This is a genomic window from Nonomuraea angiospora, assembly GCF_014873145.1.
GTDB lineage: Bacteria > Actinomycetota > Actinomycetes > Streptosporangiales > Streptosporangiaceae > Nonomuraea > Nonomuraea angiospora.
Window position 1 is genome coordinate 10,072,082 of sequence record NZ_JADBEK010000001.1, and the last position, 21,295, is coordinate 10,093,376.

Below are 21,295 nucleotides of genomic sequence, written 5' to 3' on the forward strand. Positions count from 1 at the left end.
CACGAAGGGGGCGCTTCGCGCCAAGGGGCTCCAGACAGCGCCTCCCAGGAGGGGCTCCGCCCCCCTTCGACCCCCCGAAAACCCCGCTCGCTTCGCTCGCCAGCCCCGCCCCTTGCCCGATTACCGGCTTGACCTACTGGAGCCCACCCCAACCCCGCTCGCTTCGCTCGCCAGCCGATCGCCTCTTGCGTGGTTGCCCGATCGGCTCGCTGGAGCCCTACCTCGCCCGCGAGAGGACGGGGCGATGCGCGGATCGATGCGGCAGGTGTTTACGCGAAGCGCCCGAAGGTGTGGAGCGGTGACAGCCGGCATGCCGGCCAGGCTGGAGATCGCGGGGTTTCTCGTTGAGGAGCACGCCGAGGCGGGTGAGACCGCGTTAGTGGGCTGCTACTACACCTCTGTAAGCACGTAGAGCAGGGCGTTCATACCGGTTCCACTGACCAGGTCGCGCTTGTCGATCAGACGGCGGATGTCCGTGAATGGCACCCACTCGATGCGTTCAGCCTCCCATGCCTCGGTCGGCGGGCCGATGTACCGGGCGCTGCCGGCGCGGAAGATGTGGTGCTCGGAGTCGGAGATGCCGCTGGTGGGCTGTGTATAAAGCAACGCAGATGACCACGCGCTCCCCGTAGGGCGGTCTCGCAATACTGGATGACGCGCCGGTACTTCGCCTGCGCCATCGCCTGATTCGCCAGCAACGCGTTTTGCCGCCGGAAGTGTGGCTTCTCTCTTGATCTGCCGAGCGCTCGCGTCGTCGGCCCGCGGTTCGCCATTCGAAATCGGGATGGTCGCCGCTCTTGCTGTCTTAAGCAGACACGCCGACGTCACAGCTGCGTGACGTGGGCGTGCGGGTTCCCATGAAGTCGTGGGCAACCGCCATGCATCAAGCGCTGGCCGGCGGCGGCGCGAGTTCGGCCGCGACCTCTGCGGCGATCTCGATGGCTCGCCTGGCAAGTGGTGAGTGCGTACGTCCCGCCCGCCAGTGCAGGTAGATCTCCCGCGGTGGTGGGGATGGCCGTAGCTCGTGGACGCGGAGGCTGCCGTCGGACGAGATGCCGGCGCCGCGGATGACGAGCCAGGGCAGCATCGCCGATCCCAGGCCGGCTCGCACCATCGACAACAGGGTGTCGTTGACCGCGGTGCGGAAGACGATCTGCGGCCGGGCGCCACTGCGGGCGACCTCCTGCTCCATCGCGGGCTGGTCGCAGGTCAGCGGCCAGGCCACCATGGGTGCGCCGTCGAGCAAATCCAGCGGGACCGGACCGTCGGGGAAGGTGTTGGCATTGGCCACCAGCAGGTACGGATCGTCGAGCAGCTTGAGGTGCTCGACGTCGCCGTCGATGCGGCCGTCGTAGAAAAGCAGGTCAAGGTCGCCGATCTGCGGCTGATCGGGTTCCTCCTCGGACAACCTGATGTCGCAGCCGGGGTGCTCGTCGCGCAGCCGCCGTACAACCGACGGAAGGATCACGTTGGACACGCTCTGGAACGTGCCGATGTCGATCCGGCCATCTCCCGCCTTGAACCGGTCCACGGCGTCGGCCAGTGCCTCCGCCTTCGCCAGCAGTTCGCGACCGTGGTTGAGGACCACGGAGCCGAGTGGGGTGAGCCGTACCGGCTTGGGGCCGCCCGGCCGGTCGAACACCGGACCGCCGAGGGCCCTCTCCAACGCGGCAATCTGTTGGCTCACCGTCGACTGGGTGTAACCGAGACTGGCAGCCGCCCGACCGAACGAGCCCTGCTCGGCGATGGCGGCCATCGCCGCCAGGTGGCGAAGCTCGACGTCGGTCATGAGTCCAGCATGCATTGGCATAAGCGATCGAATCAATCGAAAATCATCGTTTTTCACGATCGAGTCGCGGGGCTTAGCGTGACAGAACCAGCCGCCAGGCAGGTCGCCATGACGTCCGCGCCAGCGGGTGGTGGCGTTCGGCACGACGATACGAAGGAGAACCAACATGGCCGGGACGCTCACTCACGGCGAGCAGCTCCTCAAGATCAACGGCGCCGAGCTGTGTGTCGAGACCTTCGGGGATCGAGCGGATCCGGCGATCCTGCTCGTCGCCGGGTCGGCCGCCTCGATGCTGTGGTGGGACGCCGAGCTGTGCGAACGAATCGCGGCGGCAGACCGGTACGTCATCCGCTACGACCACCGAGATACCGGCCGGTCGACCGGCTATCCGCCAGGCGAGCCGGCGTACTCGTTCACCGACCTGACTCTCGACGTGCTCGGCATCCAGGACGCCTTGGGCATCGAACGCGCCCATGTGGTCTGTCAGTCGATGTTCGGCCGGACCGGACTCATTCTCGGTGTGGACCATCCCGAGCGGGTCGCCTCGCTGACTTTCATGTCGGGCTCGACCGGGGCCGACGACCTGCCGCCGCCGTCGAGCGATCTGACCATGCCGGCCGAGCCGGATACCTCCGACGCGGCCGCGGTCGTCGAGTACGTGGTCGCCGGCGCCAGGGCGTACGCAGGTGGTTCGCCGTACTTCGACGAGACCGCGATCCGAGCGTTGGTCGAACGTGACGTGGCGCGCGCCAGGAGCTACGCGTCGACTCTGGTCAACCACTACGCCATCGAGCTCGATGGGCCTGCCCGGGGCGGATTCGGCGACATTGCGGCGCCGACGCTCGTGGTCCACGGCGACCACGACCCAGTGCTGCCGCTGCCGCACGGCGAGGCACTTCGCGACGCGATCCCCGGTGCGCAGCTGCTGGTCCTGGAGGGAGCCGGACACGACCTGCCCGAGCCGGTGTGGGAGGACTTCGTATCGGCCCTGGTACGGCACACGGAAAGAGACCGCGCATGAACCGGCTGAGGTCGGCACTCTGGTTGCCGCTCTTCGACGACCTCGCCGACCCGCGGGTGGTCGCGCGAGTCGCCGCCGAAGCGGAGGAAGTCGGGTGGGACGGCTGCTTCGTGTGGGATCAGCTGTGCTGGCGCGCGCCGATCCGGCAGGTCGCCGACCCGTGGATCGCGCTGGCGGCGATCGCCACCGCGACCGAGCGGCTGCGGCTCGGCCCGATGGTGTCGGTGCTTCCCCGCCGGCGACCGGCCAAGGTCGCGCGGGAGACTGCGACGCTGGATCGGCTCAGCAACGGCCGCCTCACCCTCGGCGTCGGCCTCGGCAGCGACCGGTTCGTCGGCGAGCTGTCCAAGACCGGCGAGCAACTCGACGACCGGCGGCGCGGGCGGATGCTCGACGAGTCCTTGGCGATCCTGGCCGCCGCCTGGTCCGGTGAACCGGTGCATCATCGCGGTGAGCACTACACCGTCGACGACATCGCGTTCCTGCCGCGGCCGGTTCAGCGGCCTGGCGTGCCGGTGTGGGCAGCCGGATTCCCGGGCAACGTCAAGCCGATCCGCCGGGCTGCCCGACTCGATGGCTTCTTTCCGGCCAACCTGGAGCACCCGGACCAGCTTGCCGGGATCGTCGGCACCCTCACGGAATTGCGCCGTGGAGACATGGCCTCGTACGACATCGCCCTCGGTATGCCGCTCGGCGCCGACCCCGAGCCGTACGCGCAGGCCGGCGCGACATGGTGGCTGCCTGAGTTCGAACCGGGTGTACGGCTCGACACCGTGCGCGGCGTACTCCGCGACGGCCCAGCGGCCTGAGGAGGCGGCCGCATTGTTCGACGCGGAGCTCGTTCGCCAGGCGACGTTGGTGCCGTGGTCGCTGTCGGCGATGACCAGGGGCGGCCTTAAGAGCCTGCCGACAAAGGGTTCGGTCGCTGAGGCGGAGACGAGGGATGCCTTGGTCGAGGCCATCTTCGAGTGATATGCCCGCGATCGGGCCCACGGAGGACCACAAGGCCGCCGCCCCCTGCGGGGCGGTCGGCGATCAGGGGCGCGGGCCGAAGCCTTGGGCCGCGAGCCAAGTGGCGCAGAGGCCGGGCCAAGCGGACGCGCTCGGTTCGCCCTGGGCGAGCCCGAGCCCGTGCTTGCCCTCGGGAAAGACATGGAGCTCGAACGGCGTGCCGGCGCGCGCGAGTGCGGCGGCAAACAGCAGACTGTTGTCGACCGGGACCACATTGTCGTTCGCGGTGTGCCAGAGGAATGTCGGCGGCATCTCGGCCGTCACGTTCAGGTGGGCGGATAGGGCTGTCGCCTGCTCCTCGCTGCCGTCAGTGCCGAGCAGCCGGTAGCGCGACGAGGAGTGCGCCCCGGTGAGGTCGATGACCGGGTAGCCGAGCACCACGGCATCTGGGCGCCCGCCGTCGTTCGAGCCCTCTTTGGAGGTGGCGAGGGTGGCGGCGAGATGGCCGCCGGCGGAGAACCCCATGACGGCGACCCGCGTGGCGCCGCGTTCCCGGACGACGTTCACTGCCTGGCGCAGGTCGTGCAAGGGAGCCGGATGCAGCGGCTCGCGGCTCGGTTCGCCCCCGGCCACCCGGTAGCGCAGCACGTAGGCGTCGACGCCCAGCGTGACCAGCCAGCGGGCCACATCCGTACTCTCGTTCTCGGCCAGTCTGGCGTAACCGCCGCCGGGGCACACCACCACCGCACCCGAGGCCGGGATGTCCGCTCCGTACAGCGTCAGGCTGGGGGTTCCGGTAGCAGGGCCCGGAGGAGCCGCTGACCAGAGCGGAATGTCGATCATGCGACGGACTCTACCCCTTGAGGGCTACGGACCTCCCTGTGCCTGTCCCGTCTGCCGACCGACTTCACGCATCCCGATCTGCGCGACCTCTTAAGCCTTTGTCAGCAGGCTCTTATGCGAAGTGGCGGATTTCGGGAAACGGGACGCCGCTACTCCACGCTCACGGATTCAGCCGCCGTGTTCGTGCGTACGTGCAGGTGCCCCTCGGTTGGGAAGGCAGGGGGTTGGGCGGGGAGCACGGAGTGGAGGCCATATCGACATTTCTCTGCCACGCGGCAGGAAGCATGGTTGTCCACGGCATGAAGCAGATCGAGGCGTGCCAGAGGCATCATGCACTGCGAGCCGAGCGCCCAAGCCGAAACGGCCTCAAGGGCGCGCGGAGCGATTCCTCGACCTCGGGCCTCAGCCGAGACCCAGTAACCCACCTCCGCCGAGGCGTCCGTAGGATCGACGCCTCCCTTGACCACGCTGAATCGGACGCCTGCGGTCCACCCGTCGTTCTGATCATCGATCCATCGACGGGCGTCCGCCTCGCGGACCAGAGAAGTGGTCAACCAGCGGCGCAGGAGTGGATCACGATGAGCCGCCACGAGGGCCACCGCGTCCTCACCTCGCCACGGTCGCAGGCGCAACGCGGGCGCGGACACGGTCGGCTCCACGGACAGGACGACGGTCATGACACTCCTTGATCGATGTCTCCGCCGACTTGCTGCGAGGACGAGGCTCGAACACCCACATCGGCGGCAGGAGGCAATCCTCGTCACGTCAGCTGAGAACTCGCCACTTCGGATGGGAACCACTGGAAGTGCAGACCGGCGGGCGCCCTGACGCGCGGGGAAGGATTTGCCACCCGGGTAGAAGATCCTCCGCCCTGGATGCAAAACGCCATACCCGTGCCGCGAGCTATTTCAGGGTTTCGGCCGCACGGCCGCATGCTCCGAAGGCCGGCAATACCGGAGGCGTCCCGAACCTCAGCCGGCCATGCGGCCCCTGCCTATCGCTCACGCATAGGCTCGGTCGGTGCAGACCTGCGCCTTCGATGTCGGCGCAACCACCGTTCGCGACGACCGATACTTGACCACCTGGGCTGACTGGCTGGACGTCCCAGCCACACGCTGAGGCAACGGGCGGTGGGGCGGTCTTGCAGCGCGTGACCGATCCCGCGCAGCGCTTCGATCTTGGGGCGTACGCGGGCCTCGGCGGCCACCGAGTCGCGCTTGTCGCCCATCGGCACGCCGCGGAACGCGTTGCTCCACGAGGGCCCGGGGCCGCCGGTCGCGTCGATCCGCTGCAGCGCGCTCACGAACCCCGCCAGTTCCTTGGCCGCCTCGACGGGGTCGGCCAGTTCCTCCGTGGTCTCGCCCGGCAGCCACCGGTAGACCGACCAGGGGAACGGGTAGCCGTCGCCGGGCCGGCCCTTCGCGAGCGGCTCGGAGATCGGCAGCGGCAGTGCGGGGCGAGCCGCGGCAGCCATTCATGCTCGCGGTCAACCTGCCCGACCCACCGGGGATAGCGCGGCAATCGTACGGACATGTCCGTGCCGAGCCGGAACGTCGTGTTGTCCACCCCGGACCGCGGCACGGGAGAGAGGGGCAGCTCGGCCCACCGGGGAACTGCGTCGCCAGCAGGCGGCGTGCGAGGGCCTCGTCGATCAGCGGGTTGTCGGGGTCAGGCGTCGACACGGGCGGCTCCTTGTGGGGGAGAGGTGCGATCAGCGGGTTATCGGCTCGCGCGTAGGCACGGGCGGCCCCTTCCGGGGGAGAGGTGCGATCGGCGGGTTGTCGGGGTCAGGCATCGGCACGGACGGCCCCTTGTGAGGGTGAGGTGCGGGAGGGGCGCAGGACCGGGGCGAGCAGCGTCAGCAGCAAGACCACGCACGTGATCAGCGCGAACGCGGCGGGGTAGCTGAGCGCGCCCGCCACCCAGCCCGTCACGGCCGGGGCGATCAGACCTGACAGGTACGTGATCGTCGCGACACCCGCCACGCCCTCGCTCGGAGTCGTGCCCGCGTTGCCCGCCGCCGCGATCACGAGCGGCACGATCACCGCGATCCCCAGTCCGATCAGGGCGAACCCGGCGATGCCGAGCGCGGGCGTGCGGGCCGCGACCACGAGGACGCCGCCGACCGCCGCCACGGCACTGCCCGCCCTGACGGTCGCCGCCGGACCGATCCGGCGGATGACGTGGTCGCCCAGCAGCCGCGTGCTCGCCATGCAGAGCATGAAGACGGTGTATCCGGCGGCGGCCAAGCCGGGGCCGGCGTTGGTGACGGCGGTGAGGTAGACGGCGGACCAGTTCGAGCTGGCGCCCTCCGCGAACGTCGCACAGAACCCGACCAGCCCGATCACCAGGATCCCTCGCGTGGGGAGCGCGAAGCGCCGCGGCGCGGGCGCGTCGCGTACCGAACCCGTCATCCCGCTGTCGGGGAGGAGGCCGCGCCCGGCCGCCGCCCCGAAGCCGAGTAACGCGAGCGACATGGCTCCGAGGTGGATCCGGGCGTCGATGCCCGCGTGGGCGGCCAGGGCGCCGAGTCCGCCGGCGGCCAGGCTGCCGACGGACCACATGCCGTGCAGTCCCGACATGATCGAGCGGCCGAGATGCCGTTCGAGGAGGACGGCGTGCGCGTTCATCGCGACGTCGCACATGCCCGCCGACGCCCCGAACAGCAGGAACGCCCCGAACAGCCACACGGGCGACGGCGAGAGCGCGGGGAGGGCCAGGCCCGCGCACCACAGGGCGAGGAGGACGCGTGTGGCCGCGCGGTTGCCGAAGCGGTAGGCCAGGCGGCCGGCCATCGGCATGCCCACGAAGGCGCCGATCGACGGGCACAGCAGCACGAGGCCGAGGGCGCCGGGGCTGAGGTGCAGGTGCTCCTGGATCCAGGGGATGCGCGTGGACAGGCTGCCGGCGACGGCGCCGTGCGCGACGAAGACGGCCGTGATGGCCCGCTGATGACTCATGGCTTGGAAATTATCAGGCAGGCTTCCTGATGAAAAGAGGTTTTAGGCAGGGTCCCTGATTATTATGAGGACCGTGAAGACCGCCACCCCTGCCCTGGCCCGAGCGATCAACGACCGGCTGGCCCTCGACCTGCTGCTGGAACACGGGCCGCTGACCGCGCCCCAGCTCCGCACGCTGACCGGGTTGTCCAGGCCCACCGTGTCCGACCTGATCGAACGGCTCATGGCGGGCGGCCTCGTCGAGGTCACAGGCGAGAGCGGCGAGGACCGGCGGGGCCCGAACGCGCGCCTGTACGGGCTGGTGGCGAATCGGGCCCACGTGGCCGGGGTGGACGTACGGCGCGACGCCGTCAACGTCACGGTCGCCGACATCACCGGGCGGGTGGTCAGCGAGGCGAGTACGACGATCGGCGCGAGAGCCGACCTGGCGGCCCTCATCGCGAAGGTGGTAGGGGGCGCGGTGGGGCGGCGCGCGCTGGACACGGTCGTGGTCGGGGCGCCGGGGCTGGTCGATCCGCGTGACGGGGAGCTGGTGTCGCCCAACGACGTGCCCGGGTGGCGGCGCGACACGATGGGATCCGTACGCGAGCGCCTGGGCGTGCCCGTGATCCTGGAGAACGAGGTCAACCTGGCCGCCATCGCCGAGCTCCGCACGGGAGCCGCCGCCGGGAGCGAGGACTTCGTGCTCCTCTGGCTGGATGACGGGGTGGGAGCGGCGGTCGTGCTCGAGGGCCGGCTGCGCCGGGGGGCGTCGGGCGGCGCGGGGGAGATCGGGTTCCTGGAGGTCGGGGGTGTGGCGTTCTGCGAGCTGTTGAACGCCGAGATCATACGGAGGTTCGACCGGGACGAGCTCGCCCGGCGGATCGCCCAGGGTGCCTTCGCCTACGCCACCCTCCTTGACCCCGGGCTCGTCGTCCTCGGCGGGACGACGGGGCATGAGGGTGGGGACGAACTGGCCGAGCTGGTGGCCGACCACCTGCGCGCCCTGGCCCCGGCGCCCACGGAGGTCCGGGCCAGCACGGTCACGGGCAACGCGGTGCTGCAGGGCGCCGTGCTGACCGCCCTGGACCTGGCCCGCGACCGCGTCTTCGGCTGACGCCTCTGGCACGTCCTGCCTGGTGGCCGACCGCCGACCCCGGTCTCCCGGTCCCACTCCCGGCTCCGGTCTCCTGGCCCCGGTCTCCCGGCCCTGGTCTCCCGATTCCGACGCTCGACGGTGACCTCCGACGGTGACCTCTGGCGGTGGCCTCTGGCGGTGGCCTCTGGCGGTGGCCTCTGGCGGTGGCCTCTGGCGGTGGCCTCTGGCGGTGGCCTCTGGCGGTGGCCTCTGGCGGTGGCCTCTGGCGGTGGCCTCTGGCGGTGGCCTCTGGCGGTGGCCTCTGGCGGTGGCCTCTGGCGGTGGCCTCTGGCGGTGGCCTCTGGCGGTGGCCTCTGGCGGTGGCCTCTGGCGGTGGCCTCTGGCGGTGGCCTCTGACGGTGAGCTCCGACGGTGAGCTCCGACGGGTTGACGTGCCGCTTGCGACCGCCCGTGCCCACCCTGAGGCCGTCGGACGGGCGGTTGCCTCCCCTGGAGGGATCAGGCGAGCGCGGTGATCAGGCCCATGGTCAATGCCGTGCGCTCCGCGATGTGCTCCACCAGCACGTGCTCGTGCCGCGCGTGCGCCCCGTCCCCCACCGCGCCCATCCCGTCCAGCACCGGCCGGCCCAGCGCGGAGACGAAGTTCCCGTCGCTGGCGCCGCCCACCGACACCTCGTCCAGCAGCCAGCCGAACCCGGCCGCCACCTCCCGCGCCTCCTTGAACAGCCGCTGGGAGGCCGCGTTCGGTGTCATGGGCGGGCGGTTCCACTCGCCGGTGGCCGAGATGGTCACCCGGGGGTCCGACGCCTTCAGGCCGGCGAAGACGTCGTCGATGCGTCCCATCTCCGCCGGGTCCGTGACGCGTACGTCGATTCCGCAGCTCGCGTCCCCGGCCGTCACGTTGCGGCCGGTGCCGCCGCTGATCAGGCCGACGTTCACGGTGGTCCCGCGCTCGCGGGAGCCGGCTCGGGCCAGGGTGGTGACGATCTCGGCCAGGGTGTGGATGGCGCTCGCCCCCGCGTACGGGTCGAGCCCCGCGTGCGCCTCCACCCCTCTCACGTTCACGTTGAACAGCCCCACGCCCTTCCTGGCGGTCTTGAGCGCTCCGTCCTGGGAGGCCTCGAAGACGAGGGTCGCCAGCGTGTCCTCGCTGGCCGCCTCGATGTGCGCGCGGGAGGCGGGGCTGCCGATCTCCTCGTCCCCGTTGAAGAGGTAGCGCACGCTCGGATGCGGCAGCCCCAGCTCGCGCAGCCCGCGCAGGGCCCAGATCGACTGGACGAGGCCCGTCTTCATGTCGTACACGCCAGGACCGGTCGCCTTGCCGTCCACCACCGTGAACGGCCACGCGGCCAGGGTCCCCGTCGGCCAGACGGTGTCGTAGTGGCTGAGCATGAGCACGGTGCCGGGCGCGGTGCCCCGGTAGGTCAGCTCCAGGATGTCGCCGTAGGACCCGCCGTCGTGCAGGACCTCCTCGTCCGGGGTCCCGAGGCGTTCGACGGCCCGGCCGCGGATCTCACGCAGCCCCTTGACCAGCATGGCCTTGTCGTAGCTGTGGGTTTCCAGCTCCACCGCGGCCTTGAGGTCGTCGAGCATGGCCGGGAGGGCCTGCCGGGCCCAGTCGGTGATCAACACGAGGTCCTTTCTAGGGAATCGGAGCTCCGGGGCCGAGCGGGATGCCGACCCACCAGAAAGCGAAGAACAGCAGCGTCCAGACGACGAGCAGGGTGAACGAGAGGGGGATGGTCATCGAGGCCAGCGTGCCGATCCCGGCCGAGCGCCGGTAGCGCTGGAGGAAGCCGAGCGCCATCACGAAGTACGGGCTCATGGGCGTGATCGCGTTGGTGCACGAGTCGGCGATGCGGTAGAGGGCCTGGGTGTATTCGGGCGGGATGTTCAGCAGCATCAGCATCGGCACGAAGACGGGGCCGACGAGCGCCCACTGCGCGGACCCGCTGGTCACCACCAGGTTGATCAGGGTGACCACGACCAGGATGCCCAGGAACACCACGGGCCCGCTCACCCCGGCCGACTTCAGCAGGCCGGCCCCGTTGATCGCGATGATCTCGCCGATGCCGGTCCACTTGAAGTACGCCAGGAACTGCGAGATCGCGAAGAACAGCACCAGGATCGGCGCCATCTCGCGGAACCCGTGGGCCATGAAGCCGGGGATGTCCCGGCTGCCGGTGATCGTCCCGGCGGCCTTCCCGTACGCCCATCCGACGGCCAGGAACGCCAGCGCGAGGAAGATCGCGATGGAGGTGAGCAGCGGCGACTGCACGATGCCGCCGTCCTTGCCGCGCAGCGGCGACCCGGCGGGCAGCACGGCCGCCACCACGGCGGCCACGTACACCACCAGCGCGATCAACGCGGCCCGCAGCCCCTTCCGCTCCGAGGCACTGAGCGCCAGCCCGCCGACCGCCCCCACCCCGCCGGCCGCCCCCACCCCGCCGGCCGGGCCCACCCCGCCGGCCGGGCCCACCCCGCCGGCCGCGCCCATCCCGCCGGCCGCGCCCATCCCGCCGGCCGCGCCCATCCCGCCGGCCGCGCCCATCCCGCCGGCCGCGCCCATCCCGCCGGCCGCGCCTACCCGCCCACCGCGCCCAGGTCGGGGCTGGCGGAGTCGGAGGAGCCGGCGGAGGTGCGGGAGTTGGCAGAGGTAGGGGATGCGAGGGCGCCAGGGGAATCGATGGAGCCGGGGGAGGAGGGGGAGGAGGGCTCCGGGTCGATGGGGAGCGACTCGACGCGGCGGGCCAGCACGCGCTCGGTCACCAAGGTGATCGTCGCGGCCAGCACCAGCGACGAGGCCAGCGAGAAGAAGTAGTTGGCCAGCGGCGTGACCGTGTAGGCGGGATCGACGGTGTGCGCCGCGGCCGTCGTGAGCCCCGACAGGATGGCGTCGGTCGGCGTGATCAGCGGGCTGGCGTCGTAACCCGCCGAGATCGACACGAACGCCACCACGATGCCCAGGATCGGGCTGCGCCCCACCGCGCGGAAGGCCAGCGCGCCGAGCGGGATGAGCACGACGTACGCGGCGTCGGAGGCCACGTGCGCCACCATGCCGGTGAACGCCAGCGCGAACGTCACCCACTTCGGCGACACCCGCGACACCCCGGCGCGCAGCACGGCGGCCAGCAGTCCCGAGCGCTCGGCGACCGCGACGCCGAGCATGACGACCAGGATCGTGCCGAGCGGCGGGAAGGAGGTGTAGTTCTTGACCGCGTCGCCGACCATCATCCGCACGCCGTCGGCGAACAGCAGGTTCTGGGCCACGACGGTCTTGCCCGTCGCCGGGTTGACCGCCGACACCCCGGCCGCCGCCAGGCCCCAGCTGACCAGCGCCAGTAACGCGGCCAGGATGACGAACAGCCAGAACGGATGGGGCAACCGGTTGCCCAGCCGCTCGATCCCGCCCAGCACCCGAAGGAGCGCGTTCAGGGACCGCGAACCTGTCACCGTCTCGGACGCGCTCATTGGCACGCCTCCTTCCCGCATTTCGGTCAACCATTACATGCGGTAAGGAAGTGTCCTGACAAGAGTGAGGTCAAGAGACGGCGGCAACCGGCTCCCGGAGCGGCAGCCGTACCTCGAACCAGGTCTCGCCCGGAACCGAGCGCACCTTGATCTCCCCGCCGTGCCGGCCGGCCACGATCCGGTAGGAGATGTCCAGGCCGAGACCGGTGCCCTGACCCACGCTCTTCGTCGTGAAGAACGGCTCGAAGATCCGGTCCTTGATCGCCTCGGGCACGCCGGGCCCGGTGTCGCCGATCTCGACGATGGCCTCGTCCTCGTCGTGCGCCGTGCGGATCGTGAGCGTGCCCTCCTCGCCCATCGCGTCGAGCGCGTTGTGGATGAGGTTCGTCCAGACCTGGTTGAGCTCGCCCGCGTAGCAGGGGATGTGCGGCAGCGTGCGGTCGTAGTCGGTGACCACGGTGACGCCCGGGGCGATCTTGCCGCGGAAGATCGCGACCGTGCTGTCGAGCAGGTCGTGCACGTCGGCCTGCTGGAACGGCGCCCGGTCCATCTGCGAGTACTGCTTGGCCGAGCCGATCAGCGACGTGATGCGCTCGGTGGCCTCGGTCACCTCGTTGAGCATCTGGGAGATCTCGATGGCCTTGGCCAGCCACTGCACCGCGGCGGGAGCACGGTCCTCGCCCACCTTGCCGCGGATCTTCTCCAGCGACTCGGGCGTGAACCCGACGGTGACCAGCGCGGGGGCCAGGTCCCAGGCGTCCTCGACGCCCAGCTCTTCCAGCGCTTCGCCCAGCTCGTCCTCGGCGTCGGACATCTCCAGCGGGCTGCGCTGGGGCAGCTTGCCCAGGTTGGCCGTGCAGGACTCCTGCCACTCGATCAGCGTGCGCAGCTTCTCCGGCGGGATGCCCTCCTCGGCGAGCTGGGCGAGCTGGAGCCGCGAGGTCTTGATCAGCGAGCGCAGCTCGCTGGCGGCGCGCACCGCCGCCGCGGCCGGGTTGTTCAGCTCGTGCGTGAGCCCGGCCGTGATCGTGCCGAGCGCGGTCAGCCGCTGCCGCCGGTCGATGATCTCCCGCTGCATCCGCCCGCCCGACAGCATGCCGTCGAGCAGGTGCATCGCCATCGGGAACCACTCGGCCACGATGTAGGCGAACTTCTTGGCCGGCAGCATGAACATCCGCGTCGGAGCGGTCGTCCGCAGCGTGTGCTGGTAGGTCTGCGGCGCCCGGTCGCCGAGGTAGGCGCTGGTGGCGCCGCCGTAGACGCCGGGCTGCGACACACGGGGCATCGCCACGGTCCCGGCGCTGACCGTCTCGCTGATCATCTGGATCTCGCCCTCGAGCAGCACCGCGAAGCACTCGGCCGGGTCGCCCTGCTGGAGGATCACCTCGTCCTGACCGAACGTGCGCACCTCGCCGCTGTTGGCCAGCTTGGTGAGCTGCTCGTCGTTCAGCCGCTCGAAGAGGAAGAGCTTGCGCAGTTCATCGATGTCGATGTTGGTCATTGCTTCTCCAAGTAGCGATGCACGAGCGCGACGGCCATCGCGCCCTCGCCGACGGCGGAGGCCACTCTCTTGATCGAGTCGGCGCGTACGTCACCCGCGGCCAGCACCCCGGGCACGTTCGTCTCCAGGAAGTACGGCTCGCGCCGAAGCGGCCAGTTACGCGGCCGCTTCCCGCCCTGCACCAGGTCGGGCCCGGTCAGCACGAACCCCTTCTCGTCACGCTCGACCGTCTCGCCCAGCCACGACGTGTACGGCTCGGCGCCGATGAACACGAACAGCCACTGCGCGTCGACCGTGCGCGGCTCGCCCTTGGTCGAGAGCGTCAGCCGCTCCAGGTGGCCGTCGCCCTCGCCGCCGACGACCTCCGTCTGGAGGTGCACCTCGATGTTGGGGATCGCGGCGATCTGCTCGATGAGGTAGTGCGACATGGACTTCTCCAAACCGTCACCCCTCACCAACAAGTTGACCTTGCTCGCGAATCCCGACAGGTAGACGGCCGCCTGCCCGGCCGAGTTGGCCGCGCCCACGATGTACACGTCGGTGTCCTGGCAGGACGGGGCCTCGGTCAGGGCGGCGCCGTAGAAGACGCCCCGGCCGGTGAACTCGTCGAGCCCCGGCGCGTCCAGCCGGCGGTAGGTGACGCCGGTCGCCAGGATCACCGCGTGCGCGGCGATCTCCCCGCCGTCCTTGAACCCGATCACCCGTGCCTGCCCGCGCGGCTCCAGCGAGACGACCTTGCGCGCGGTCAGCAGCTCCGCCCCGAACTTCAGCGCCTGCCTGCGCGCCCGGTCCGCCAGCTGCTGGCCGGAGACGCCGTCGGGAAAGCCCAGGTAGTTCTCGATCCGGGAGCTCTGCCCCGCCTGGCCCCCTGAGGAGTAGGCCTCGACCAGCACGGTCTTCAGCCCCTCCGAGGCGCCGTAGACGGCCGCGCCGAGCCCGGCGGGCCCGCCGCCCACCACGATCAGGTCGTAGAAGTCGGTGGCCGGAGTGGTCGACAGGCCCACCGTCGCCGCCAGCGTCGCCTGGTCGGGCGACTCCAGGGTGGTGCCCTCGGAGGTCACCACGAGCGGCAGGTGGCAGCCCTCGCCGGCCGCCTTCACCAGCTGCGCGCCCTCAGGGTCCTCCGCCAGCATCCACCGGTAGGGCACGTGGTTGCGGGCCAGGAAGTCACGCACCCTGTACGACTGCGCCGACCACCGGTCGCCCACCACCCGCAGCTCGGACCGCTCGATCCGGTCGGTGCGCATCCAGGCGTCGAGCTGGCCGTCGATCACCGGGTAGAACTTCTCCTCCGGCGGGTCCCACGGCTTGAGCAGGTAATGGTCCAGGTCCACCACGTTGATCGCCTGGATCGCGGCGTCGGTGTCGGCATAGGCCGTCAGCAACACCCTGCGCGCGTACGGATACATGTCCATGGCGGCCTCGAGGAACTCCACGCCGTTCATCTGCGGCATGCGGTAGTCGGCCAGGATGGCCGCCACCTCGTCGCCCCGCAGCCGCATCTCCCGGACGGCCTCGATGCCGTCGCGGGCCGCCTCGGCGCGGACAATCCGGTATTCGTGGCCGTAGCGGCGTCTCAGGTCGCGGGCCACCGCCCGAGAGACGCCAGGATCGTCATCAACAGTAACGATGACGGGCTTGTCCATGTCTTCTCCCCACTCGTCCCTACTGGAAGCATGTCATGTGCGGGGGAGTCAGTAAGCACTCGCTCATATCATGGTCGGATGCGTACACGCGATCGCATCATCGACGCCGCCGAGCAGGCGATTCGGGAGTTCGGCATCGCGGGTGCCACCACCAAGCGTATCGCCCAGCAGGCCGGCTGCTCCGAGGCGCTGCTCTACAAGCACTTCGCCGGCAAGGAGGCGCTGTTCCTCGCGGTCCTGCTGGAGCGGCTGCCCGCGCTCGGCCCCGCGCTGGCGCGGCTGCGGGAGAGCACCGGGCAGGGCGACCTGGCCGGCAACCTCGCCGAGTTCGCGCTGACGGCGCTGGAGTTCTACACCAAGGCCGCGGCCATCGCCTCCGGCCTGCTGGCCGACCCGTCGCTCATGGCGGGGTTCAGGGGCATGCTGGCGGCCAACGACATGGGGCCGCACCTGCCGATCCGGGCGCTGGCCGAGATCCTGCGGGCCGAGCAGCGCGGCGGCCGGCTCGACGAGGGCATCGACGCCGACGCCGCCGCGTCGATGCTGATGGGCGCCTGCTTCCACCGGGCGAACCTGTCGTACTACATCGAGCTCCCGGAGGCGGACGAGCCCTGGGCCGCCGCGATCACGCGCACGCTGGTGCGGAAGTGACGCCCGTCACGCGATGACGCGGCTCTCGCCGCCGTCCACCAGCATCGAGATCCCGTTCACGAACGAGGCCCGCTCGCTGGCCAGGAACGCCACCACGTCACCGACCTCCTCCGGGCTGCCGACGCGCCCGACCGGCACCGCCTCGCCCCGCCGGGCCAGCCCCTCCTCGTCGCCCGCCAGCGTCCGCAGCCGGTCGGTGTCGATCGGGCCCGGCATCACGTTGTTGACCAGCACGCCGTCGCGGGCGACCTCGCGGGCCAGCGTGCGCACGACGCCGGCCACGGCCGAGCGGGTGGCGTTGGACAGCGCCAGGCCGTCCAGCGCCTCGCGGGCCGACCTGCTGGTGATCGTGACGATGCGGCCCCAGCCGCGCGAGCGCATCTCGGGCAGGACCGCGTACATCAGGCGTACGGTGCCGAGCAGGTTGCGCTGGACGGCGACGTCCCAGTCGGCCAGGCTCGTCTCGTCGAAGCGGCCGGACGGCGGCCCGCCGGAGCTGGCCACCAGGATGTCGATCGGGCCGAGCACGTCACGCGTCTCCTCGACCACCCGCCGCGCCGCGTTCGGGTCCTCCACGTCGGCCAGCACGGCGTGCACGACCTTGCCGTACTCCTGCAACTGCACGACCGCCTCCGCCAGCCGCTCCGGGTTGCGGGCGGCGACGCAGACGTCGCAGCCCTCCCGCGCGAGGCTCTTGGCGGCGGCGAGCCCGATGCCCGCGCTGCCTCCGGTGACGAGGGCGACCTTGCCCGAGATGCCGAGATCCATAGGGGCGACTATAGATCGTCCGGGAGGGCCGCGACCTCTGCGCCGGGGGTGACGCGGGTGAGCTTGTCGGGGTTGAGCAGGCCGTAGATCCGCGTGATGACGCCGTCGCGGGCGTCGATCAGCACGACCTGGCGGTGGCCGGCGACCCGCGTCCAGAGGGCCGGCTGGCCGTTGACCTCGATCAGCCGGGAGTCGCCGAAGTCGTAGCGGCTGAGCAGGCCGTTGAGGAAGGCCACCACCTTGCGGCGCCCGAGGATCGGCCGCAGCGCGGCCCTGACCTTGCCGCCGCCGTCGTTGTAGGACACGACGTCCTCGTGCAGCAGCTCGGCGAGCGCCGCGAGATCGCCGCCCGCCGCCGCGTCCATGAACTTCGCCAGCAGCCTGGTGTGGTCCTCGGCCGACGGGTGGAACCGGTCGCGCCCCTCGGCGAGCCGGACGGAGGCCCGGCGGTGCAGCTGCCGGGCGTTGGCCGCGGAGGTGCCGACGATCTCCACGATCTCGTCGTACGGGAGCTCGAACGCCTCCCGCAGCACGAACACCGCCCGCTCCGGCGGCGACAGCCGCTCCATCAGATGCAGGGTCGCGTAGGAGACGGTGTCCCGCAGCTCGGCCGTGTCCAGCGGCCCCGCCTGCGCCGTCATCACCGGCTCGGGCAGCCACGGCCCCGTGTACGCCTCGCGCCTGACCCGCGCCGAGCGCAGCTGGTCGAGCGCCAGCCGCGAGACCACGGTCACCAGGAAGGCGCGCGGCTCCTTGATCTCGCCCCGGTCGGTGCCCTGCCAGCGCAGCCAGGCCTCCTGCACGACGTCCTCGGCGTCCCACATGCTGCCGAGCAGGCGGTAGGCCAGCCCGAGCAGCATGGGGCGGTGCTCCTCGAAGTCCACGGTTGGCATCATGCCCGGTCACCCGTGCGGGGGCCGAAGCGGGGGAGGCGGCAGTCCATGGGTGGAAAAGCCGCGGTAAGCATGATGAGCTTGGTGGGTGGCGAGAAATCTGATCCTGTCAGGAGGCCTGTTCCACGACTTCGCCGCCACGTCGGCCGCGCTCGCGGAAGTGCTCGCCGAGGTGGGGGTCGAGTCGGAGATCACCGAGGACATCGCGGGCGCGCTGAGCGAGCCGTCGGAGGTCCAGCTCATCACCGTCAACGCGCTGCGCTGGCAGATGGGCCAGGACCGCTTCGCCGACCTGCGCGACGAGTGGCGCTTCGCCTTACCGGCGCAGGCCCGCACCACGCTCCTCGACCACCTCGACCGGGGCGGCGGGCTGCTGTGCATGCACTCGGCGTCGATCTGCTTCGACGACTGGCAGGGCTGGCCGCGCGTCCTGGGCGGCTGCTGGACCTGGCCCAAGTCCCACCACCCGCCGCTGGGATGGACGGGCGTGCGGGTGCACGGCGATCACCCGGTGGTCGAGGGCCTGCGGGACTTCGACGTGGTGGACGAGGTCTACAGCGACCTCGACATCCTGCCGGACGTCGAGCCGCTGGCGTCCTCGAACGGCCAGCCGCTGGTCTGGGCGCGGCCGGTGCGGCGCGGCCGGGTGTTCTACGACGCGCTGGGCCACGACACCAGGTCGTACGACAACGAGGTGCACCGCACGATGCTCCAGCGGGCCGCGCTGTGGCTGCTGAAGCGGCCCGTCACCATCAGGGAGTGAACGACCAGCCGCTCCAGCGGGTCACGTCCACGACGATCACGGGGCCGGCGGGCCGGTGCTCGCGATACTGGCCGTACTTGGCCGCCAGCGCGTCGAGCGCCGGCTCGCGCTCCGGCCCCTCCTCCACGACGGCGGCCAGGCCGTCGGCGCGGGCCCACCACAGCCGGGCCCAGTCGTCCTCGTAGTGGTCGGCCAGCAGGCTGACCCGCGGGTTCTCCCGGATGTCGCGCACCCGTCTCAGGTCGGTGGTGGTCTTCGGCTTGTGATCGATCGCGGTCACCACCCGGTCCCCGATGACGGCGAAGGTGACGGGCACCAGGTGGGGCGTCCCGTCGCCGCTCGCCGTGGCCAGCCGCGCCACCCGCTCGCCCCGGAACCTCGCGCGGGCCCGCTCGCCGTCCATGCGCCCCATTCTCACCGCCGGCGGACCGGTCCGGAACTTACAAGACCGCATGTCGCCGACATGGGCACGATGACCTCATGAACGTGAACCTTTCCGCGGTCCCCGGCTTCCTCGCCGGGCACGCGCGTGTTCTGGACCGCCGCCGCTACGACCTGCTCATGGGCGACGGCGACGCCGCCTCCGTGCTGGGCGCGCTGGAGGCCTACCGCAACCCCGACGGCGGGTACGGCTGGGGCCTGGAGCCGGACCTGCGCTCGCCCGAGAGCCAGCCGGGGGCGGCGCTGCACGCCTTCGAGGTGTTCGCGGACGTCGCCCCCGTGACCTCGCCGCGGGCGGCGGCGCTGTGCGACTGGCTGGAGTCGGTCACGCTGCCGGACGGCGGGGTGCCGTTCTCGCTGCCGCTCTCCGTGGGCGAGGCCACCGCGCCCTGGTGGGCGGGTGGCGACGCGGGCACCTCGTCCCTGCAGATCACCTCGATCTCCGCGGCCGCCGCCCACCGCGTCGCGGCCCACGACCCGGCCGTCGCCGCGCATCCGTGGCTGGAGCGGGCCACGCGATACTGCCTCGACGCGATCCAGGAGCTCGACACGATGCCGCACGCGTACGTGCTGGCGTTCGCGGTGCGTTTCCTCGACGCCGTGCACGGCACCCAGCCCAGGGCGGCCGACCTGCTCAAGCGGCTCGCCGCGCACATCCCCGCGGACGGGCGGGTGCCGGTCGAGGGCGGCACCGAGCACGAGACGCTGCGGCCGCTGGACTTCGCGCCCCACCCGGGGCGGCCGGCCCGCGACCTCTTCGAGCCCGACGTGATCGCGGCCGACCTCGTGAGGCTGGCGGGACAGCAGAAGGACGACGGCGGATGGGACGTGGACTACGCGCGCATCTCCCCGGCCGGGGCGCTCGACTGGCGCGGGGCCGTCACCGTGAACAACCTCGCGCTGCTGCGCGAGAACGGCCTCCTCTAGGGGGACAGGCGGCGGGCCGACTCCGACTCCTGGGCCATGCGGCGCAGCGCCTCGAACGCCTTGCCGTACAGGACGGTGCCGAGCACCAGGGCCTCCACGGCGGCCTCGCGCGGGCCGTCGAAGGGGATGGTGTTCATCTCGACCTCGGAGACGAGTTTCTGCGCGATCTCGACGTACGGCTTCAGGTCGACGGGCAGGCCGAGCTGGCGCATCCGGACGATCGTCTGGGCCAGCTCGTCACGGGAGGGGGCGCCCGGAGTGACGTCCCAGCCCTGGTCGGCGATGAGGCGGTCGACCTCGTCGCGGGCGCTCTGCCACTCCTCGCCGGGCTCGGGCTCGACCGCGGCGCTCAAGGCGTAGTGGGCGGTGCCGAGCAGCAGGTGCACGGGCAGCGACTCGTCCTCGACCGCCTCGATGATCTTCTTGATCGAGGCGACGGGGAGCCGGCCCACTTCGAGCAGGGCTCGGATCAGGCGGAGTCTGCGCAGGTGGGACTCGTCGTACTCGGCTCTGGTCGCGGCTGTCTGCTCGCCCGGGTGCAGCAGGCTCTCGCGGAGGTAGTACTTGATCGTCGGGATGGCCACACCGGACTTGGCACTGAGTTCGGAGATGCGCATCGATAGATAATAGCGCTATCCAGAGCGGGCGAGGTGCCGGGCCGCACTGAGGAGCTCGTGGACGTCCGTCTGGCGGTTCCAGAGGAAGACCACCTCCAACGGTGGCACATCCTCTTTTATAGGGACAAAGGTGAGTGTGTCGGGGATGGTGGTGCCCTCGTGGACGCACAGCGCGTAGCCCGCGCCCTCCTCCACCAGGTTGAGGACCAGGTCGTGCGTGGCCGCGGCCGGGCCCAGGCGGGGGTGGAGGCGGTGCCGTACGAAAGCCTCCAGGAAGCGGCGGGCCCCGGCGACCGCGTCGGACTCCGGCATCACCAGCGGCTCGCCCGCCAGGTCCGCCAGCGACAGCGCCTCGTACGACGCCAGGGGGTGATCGCGGTGGAGCAGGGCACGCACCGGGAAACGGTGGACCAGCATGCGGGCCACGCCCCTGGGCAGCGAGCCCGGCGCGTAGCCGAGCCCGGCCTGCAGGGTGCCGTCCGCGATGGAGACGATCTGCTCGGCCGTCCCCATGGGGGCCACGCGCAGGTTGGAGGTCTGGAGCTGGGAGAGCAACCGGGCCACCACGTCCGCCAGCCCGTCGGCCACGCCCAGGCGCGCGGTCGTGGCCGTGTTCCTGGCGGCGGCCACGGCGCGGTCGAAGGCGTCGACCGCCACGGTGGCCTGGGCCAGGAAGGCCTCGCCCGCCGCGGTCAGCTGCACGCCGCTGGACGACCGGCTGAACAGCTCGACGCCGATCTCCTTCTCCAGGGCTCTGAGCTGCTCCGACAGCGTGGGCTGTGCGATGTGCAGCGCGGTGGCGGCGCGGCGGAGACTGCCCGCGCGGGCGATCGCCATCGCGTACCGGACGTAGCGTAGATCCATCCCTCACCTCAGCGTGATGATGGGCTTATCGGTTGATCACTCCTCCGTATTACAAGAGGACCTGCCTCCCGTGAAGATATTCAGTTATCCACTGGTGGCGACATTTCCGGA

23 protein-coding genes are annotated in these 21,295 nt (G+C 71.0%); 7 read left to right on the plus strand and 16 right to left on the minus strand.

Annotation, left to right across the window (positions count from 1 at the left end):
- Positions 1-390 precede the first annotated feature (390 nt).
- Both H4W80_RS46465 and H4W80_RS46470 read right to left on the minus strand, forming a co-directional pair.
- Positions 391-606, minus strand: coding sequence for an NUDIX hydrolase (locus tag H4W80_RS46465; RefSeq protein ID WP_192790897.1), 216 nt, complete (start codon positions 604-606; stop codon positions 391-393).
- A 277-nt stretch (positions 607-883) separates the two neighbouring features.
- Positions 884-1,957, minus strand: coding sequence for a LysR family transcriptional regulator (locus H4W80_RS46470; RefSeq protein ID WP_225964037.1), 1,074 nt, complete (start codon positions 1,955-1,957; stop codon positions 884-886).
- Here H4W80_RS46470 and H4W80_RS46475 point away from each other — a divergent pair.
- The 3 genes from H4W80_RS46475 to H4W80_RS46485 are packed head-to-tail and all read left to right on the plus strand — an operon-like array spanning position 1,956 to position 3,782.
- On the plus strand, positions 1,956-2,810 hold the full coding sequence (locus H4W80_RS46475) for an alpha/beta fold hydrolase (protein ID WP_192790898.1): 855 nt from the start codon (positions 1,956-1,958) through the stop codon (positions 2,808-2,810). The genes H4W80_RS46470 and H4W80_RS46475 overlap by 2 nt on opposite strands.
- Positions 2,807-3,619: an LLM class flavin-dependent oxidoreductase gene (locus H4W80_RS46480; protein WP_192790899.1), complete on the plus strand. Its 813-nt coding sequence runs from the start codon at positions 2,807-2,809 to the stop codon at positions 3,617-3,619. The genes H4W80_RS46475 and H4W80_RS46480 overlap by 4 nt, the downstream gene beginning before the upstream one ends.
- Positions 3,620-3,632: 13 nt before the next feature.
- Entirely contained in the window at positions 3,633-3,782 is a 150-nt protein-coding gene (locus H4W80_RS46485; RefSeq protein ID WP_192790900.1) for a hypothetical protein, read from the plus strand.
- 63 nt (positions 3,783-3,845) lie between these two features.
- On the opposite strand, the gene H4W80_RS46490 is transcribed toward H4W80_RS46485, so the two are convergent.
- From H4W80_RS46490 to H4W80_RS46505, 4 genes are all read right to left on the minus strand, one after another.
- On the minus strand, positions 3,846-4,604 hold the full coding sequence (locus H4W80_RS46490; RefSeq protein ID WP_192790901.1) for an alpha/beta hydrolase: 759 nt from the start codon (positions 4,602-4,604) through the stop codon (positions 3,846-3,848).
- Positions 4,605-4,753: 149 nt separating this feature from the next.
- Complete coding sequence (locus H4W80_RS46495) at positions 4,754-5,281, minus strand: GNAT family N-acetyltransferase (RefSeq protein ID WP_192790902.1); 528 nt, start codon at positions 5,279-5,281, stop codon at positions 4,754-4,756.
- Between the two features lie 317 nt (positions 5,282-5,598).
- Entirely contained in the window at positions 5,599-6,078 is a 480-nt protein-coding gene (locus H4W80_RS61825; protein ID WP_225964038.1) for a phosphotransferase, read from the minus strand.
- Between the two features lie 313 nt (positions 6,079-6,391).
- Complete coding sequence (locus H4W80_RS46505; RefSeq protein ID WP_192790903.1) at positions 6,392-7,564, minus strand: MFS transporter; 1,173 nt, start codon at positions 7,562-7,564, stop codon at positions 6,392-6,394.
- 73 nt (positions 7,565-7,637) lie between these two features.
- Here H4W80_RS46505 and H4W80_RS46510 point away from each other — a divergent pair, with 73 nt between their 5' ends.
- Positions 7,638-8,660: an ROK family transcriptional regulator gene (locus tag H4W80_RS46510; protein ID WP_318787373.1), complete on the plus strand. Its 1,023-nt coding sequence runs from the start codon at positions 7,638-7,640 to the stop codon at positions 8,658-8,660.
- Between the two features lie 480 nt (positions 8,661-9,140).
- Here the strand turns inward: H4W80_RS46510 and H4W80_RS46515 are convergent, their stop codons facing one another.
- The 5 genes from H4W80_RS46515 to H4W80_RS46535 all read right to left on the minus strand — a co-directional run bounded on the left by H4W80_RS46515 (position 9,141) and on the right by H4W80_RS46535 (position 15,260).
- Positions 9,141-10,274, minus strand: a complete 1,134-nt coding sequence (locus H4W80_RS46515) for a M20 family metallopeptidase (RefSeq protein ID WP_318787374.1) — start codon at positions 10,272-10,274, stop codon at positions 9,141-9,143.
- Between the two features lie 10 nt (positions 10,275-10,284).
- Positions 10,285-11,211 carry an AbgT family transporter gene (locus H4W80_RS46520; protein ID WP_225964039.1) on the minus strand — a complete coding sequence of 309 codons (927 nt, stop codon included), beginning with the start codon at positions 11,209-11,211 and terminating at the stop codon, positions 10,285-10,287.
- A 14-nt stretch (positions 11,212-11,225) separates the two neighbouring features.
- Positions 11,226-12,113, minus strand: a complete 888-nt coding sequence (locus H4W80_RS46525) for an AbgT family transporter (protein WP_225964040.1) — start codon at positions 12,111-12,113, stop codon at positions 11,226-11,228.
- Positions 12,114-12,183: 70 nt separating this feature from the next.
- Entirely contained in the window at positions 12,184-13,614 is a 1,431-nt protein-coding gene (locus tag H4W80_RS46530) for an ATP-binding protein (RefSeq protein ID WP_192790905.1), read from the minus strand.
- Positions 13,611-15,260, minus strand: coding sequence for an NAD(P)/FAD-dependent oxidoreductase (locus tag H4W80_RS46535; RefSeq protein ID WP_192790906.1), 1,650 nt, complete (start codon positions 15,258-15,260; stop codon positions 13,611-13,613). The genes H4W80_RS46530 and H4W80_RS46535 overlap by 4 nt, the downstream gene beginning before the upstream one ends.
- 78 nt (positions 15,261-15,338) lie before the next feature.
- On the opposite strand from H4W80_RS46535, the gene H4W80_RS46540 reads away from it, so the two are divergent.
- Positions 15,339-15,911: a TetR/AcrR family transcriptional regulator gene (locus H4W80_RS46540; protein ID WP_192790907.1), complete on the plus strand. Its 573-nt coding sequence runs from the start codon at positions 15,339-15,341 to the stop codon at positions 15,909-15,911.
- 6 nt (positions 15,912-15,917) lie between these two features.
- Here H4W80_RS46540 and H4W80_RS46545 read toward each other — a convergent pair whose 3' ends face one another.
- Positions 15,918-16,679: an SDR family oxidoreductase gene (locus H4W80_RS46545; protein WP_192790908.1), complete on the minus strand. Its 762-nt coding sequence runs from the start codon at positions 16,677-16,679 to the stop codon at positions 15,918-15,920.
- 8 nt (positions 16,680-16,687) lie between these two features.
- A complete protein-coding gene (locus tag H4W80_RS46550; protein WP_225964041.1) occupies positions 16,688-17,575 on the minus strand; it encodes an RNA polymerase sigma-70 factor in 888 nt (295 codons plus the stop codon).
- 85 nt (positions 17,576-17,660) lie between these two features.
- Here H4W80_RS46550 and H4W80_RS46555 point away from each other — a divergent pair, with 85 nt between their 5' ends.
- Positions 17,661-18,335, plus strand: a complete 675-nt coding sequence (locus H4W80_RS46555; protein WP_192790909.1) for a ThuA domain-containing protein — start codon at positions 17,661-17,663, stop codon at positions 18,333-18,335.
- Here H4W80_RS46555 and H4W80_RS46560 read toward each other — a convergent pair.
- Positions 18,325-18,738, minus strand: coding sequence for a TIGR03668 family PPOX class F420-dependent oxidoreductase (locus tag H4W80_RS46560; RefSeq protein ID WP_192790910.1), 414 nt, complete (start codon positions 18,736-18,738; stop codon positions 18,325-18,327). The genes H4W80_RS46555 and H4W80_RS46560 overlap by 11 nt on opposite strands.
- Positions 18,739-18,815: 77 nt before the next feature.
- On the opposite strand from H4W80_RS46560, the gene H4W80_RS46565 reads away from it, so the two are divergent.
- Entirely contained in the window at positions 18,816-19,703 is an 888-nt protein-coding gene (locus H4W80_RS46565; protein WP_192790911.1) for a prenyltransferase/squalene oxidase repeat-containing protein, read from the plus strand.
- Here H4W80_RS46565 and H4W80_RS46570 read toward each other — a convergent pair.
- Together H4W80_RS46570 and H4W80_RS46575 are read right to left on the minus strand one after the other, a co-directional pair.
- A complete protein-coding gene (locus H4W80_RS46570) occupies positions 19,700-20,320 on the minus strand; it encodes a MerR family transcriptional regulator (protein ID WP_192790912.1) in 621 nt (206 codons plus the stop codon). The two genes, H4W80_RS46565 and H4W80_RS46570, sit on opposite strands and share 4 nt — an antisense overlap.
- A 15-nt stretch (positions 20,321-20,335) precedes the next feature.
- Complete coding sequence (locus tag H4W80_RS46575) at positions 20,336-21,184, minus strand: LysR family transcriptional regulator (RefSeq protein ID WP_192790913.1); 849 nt, start codon at positions 21,182-21,184, stop codon at positions 20,336-20,338.
- Positions 21,185-21,295 lie beyond the last annotated feature (111 nt).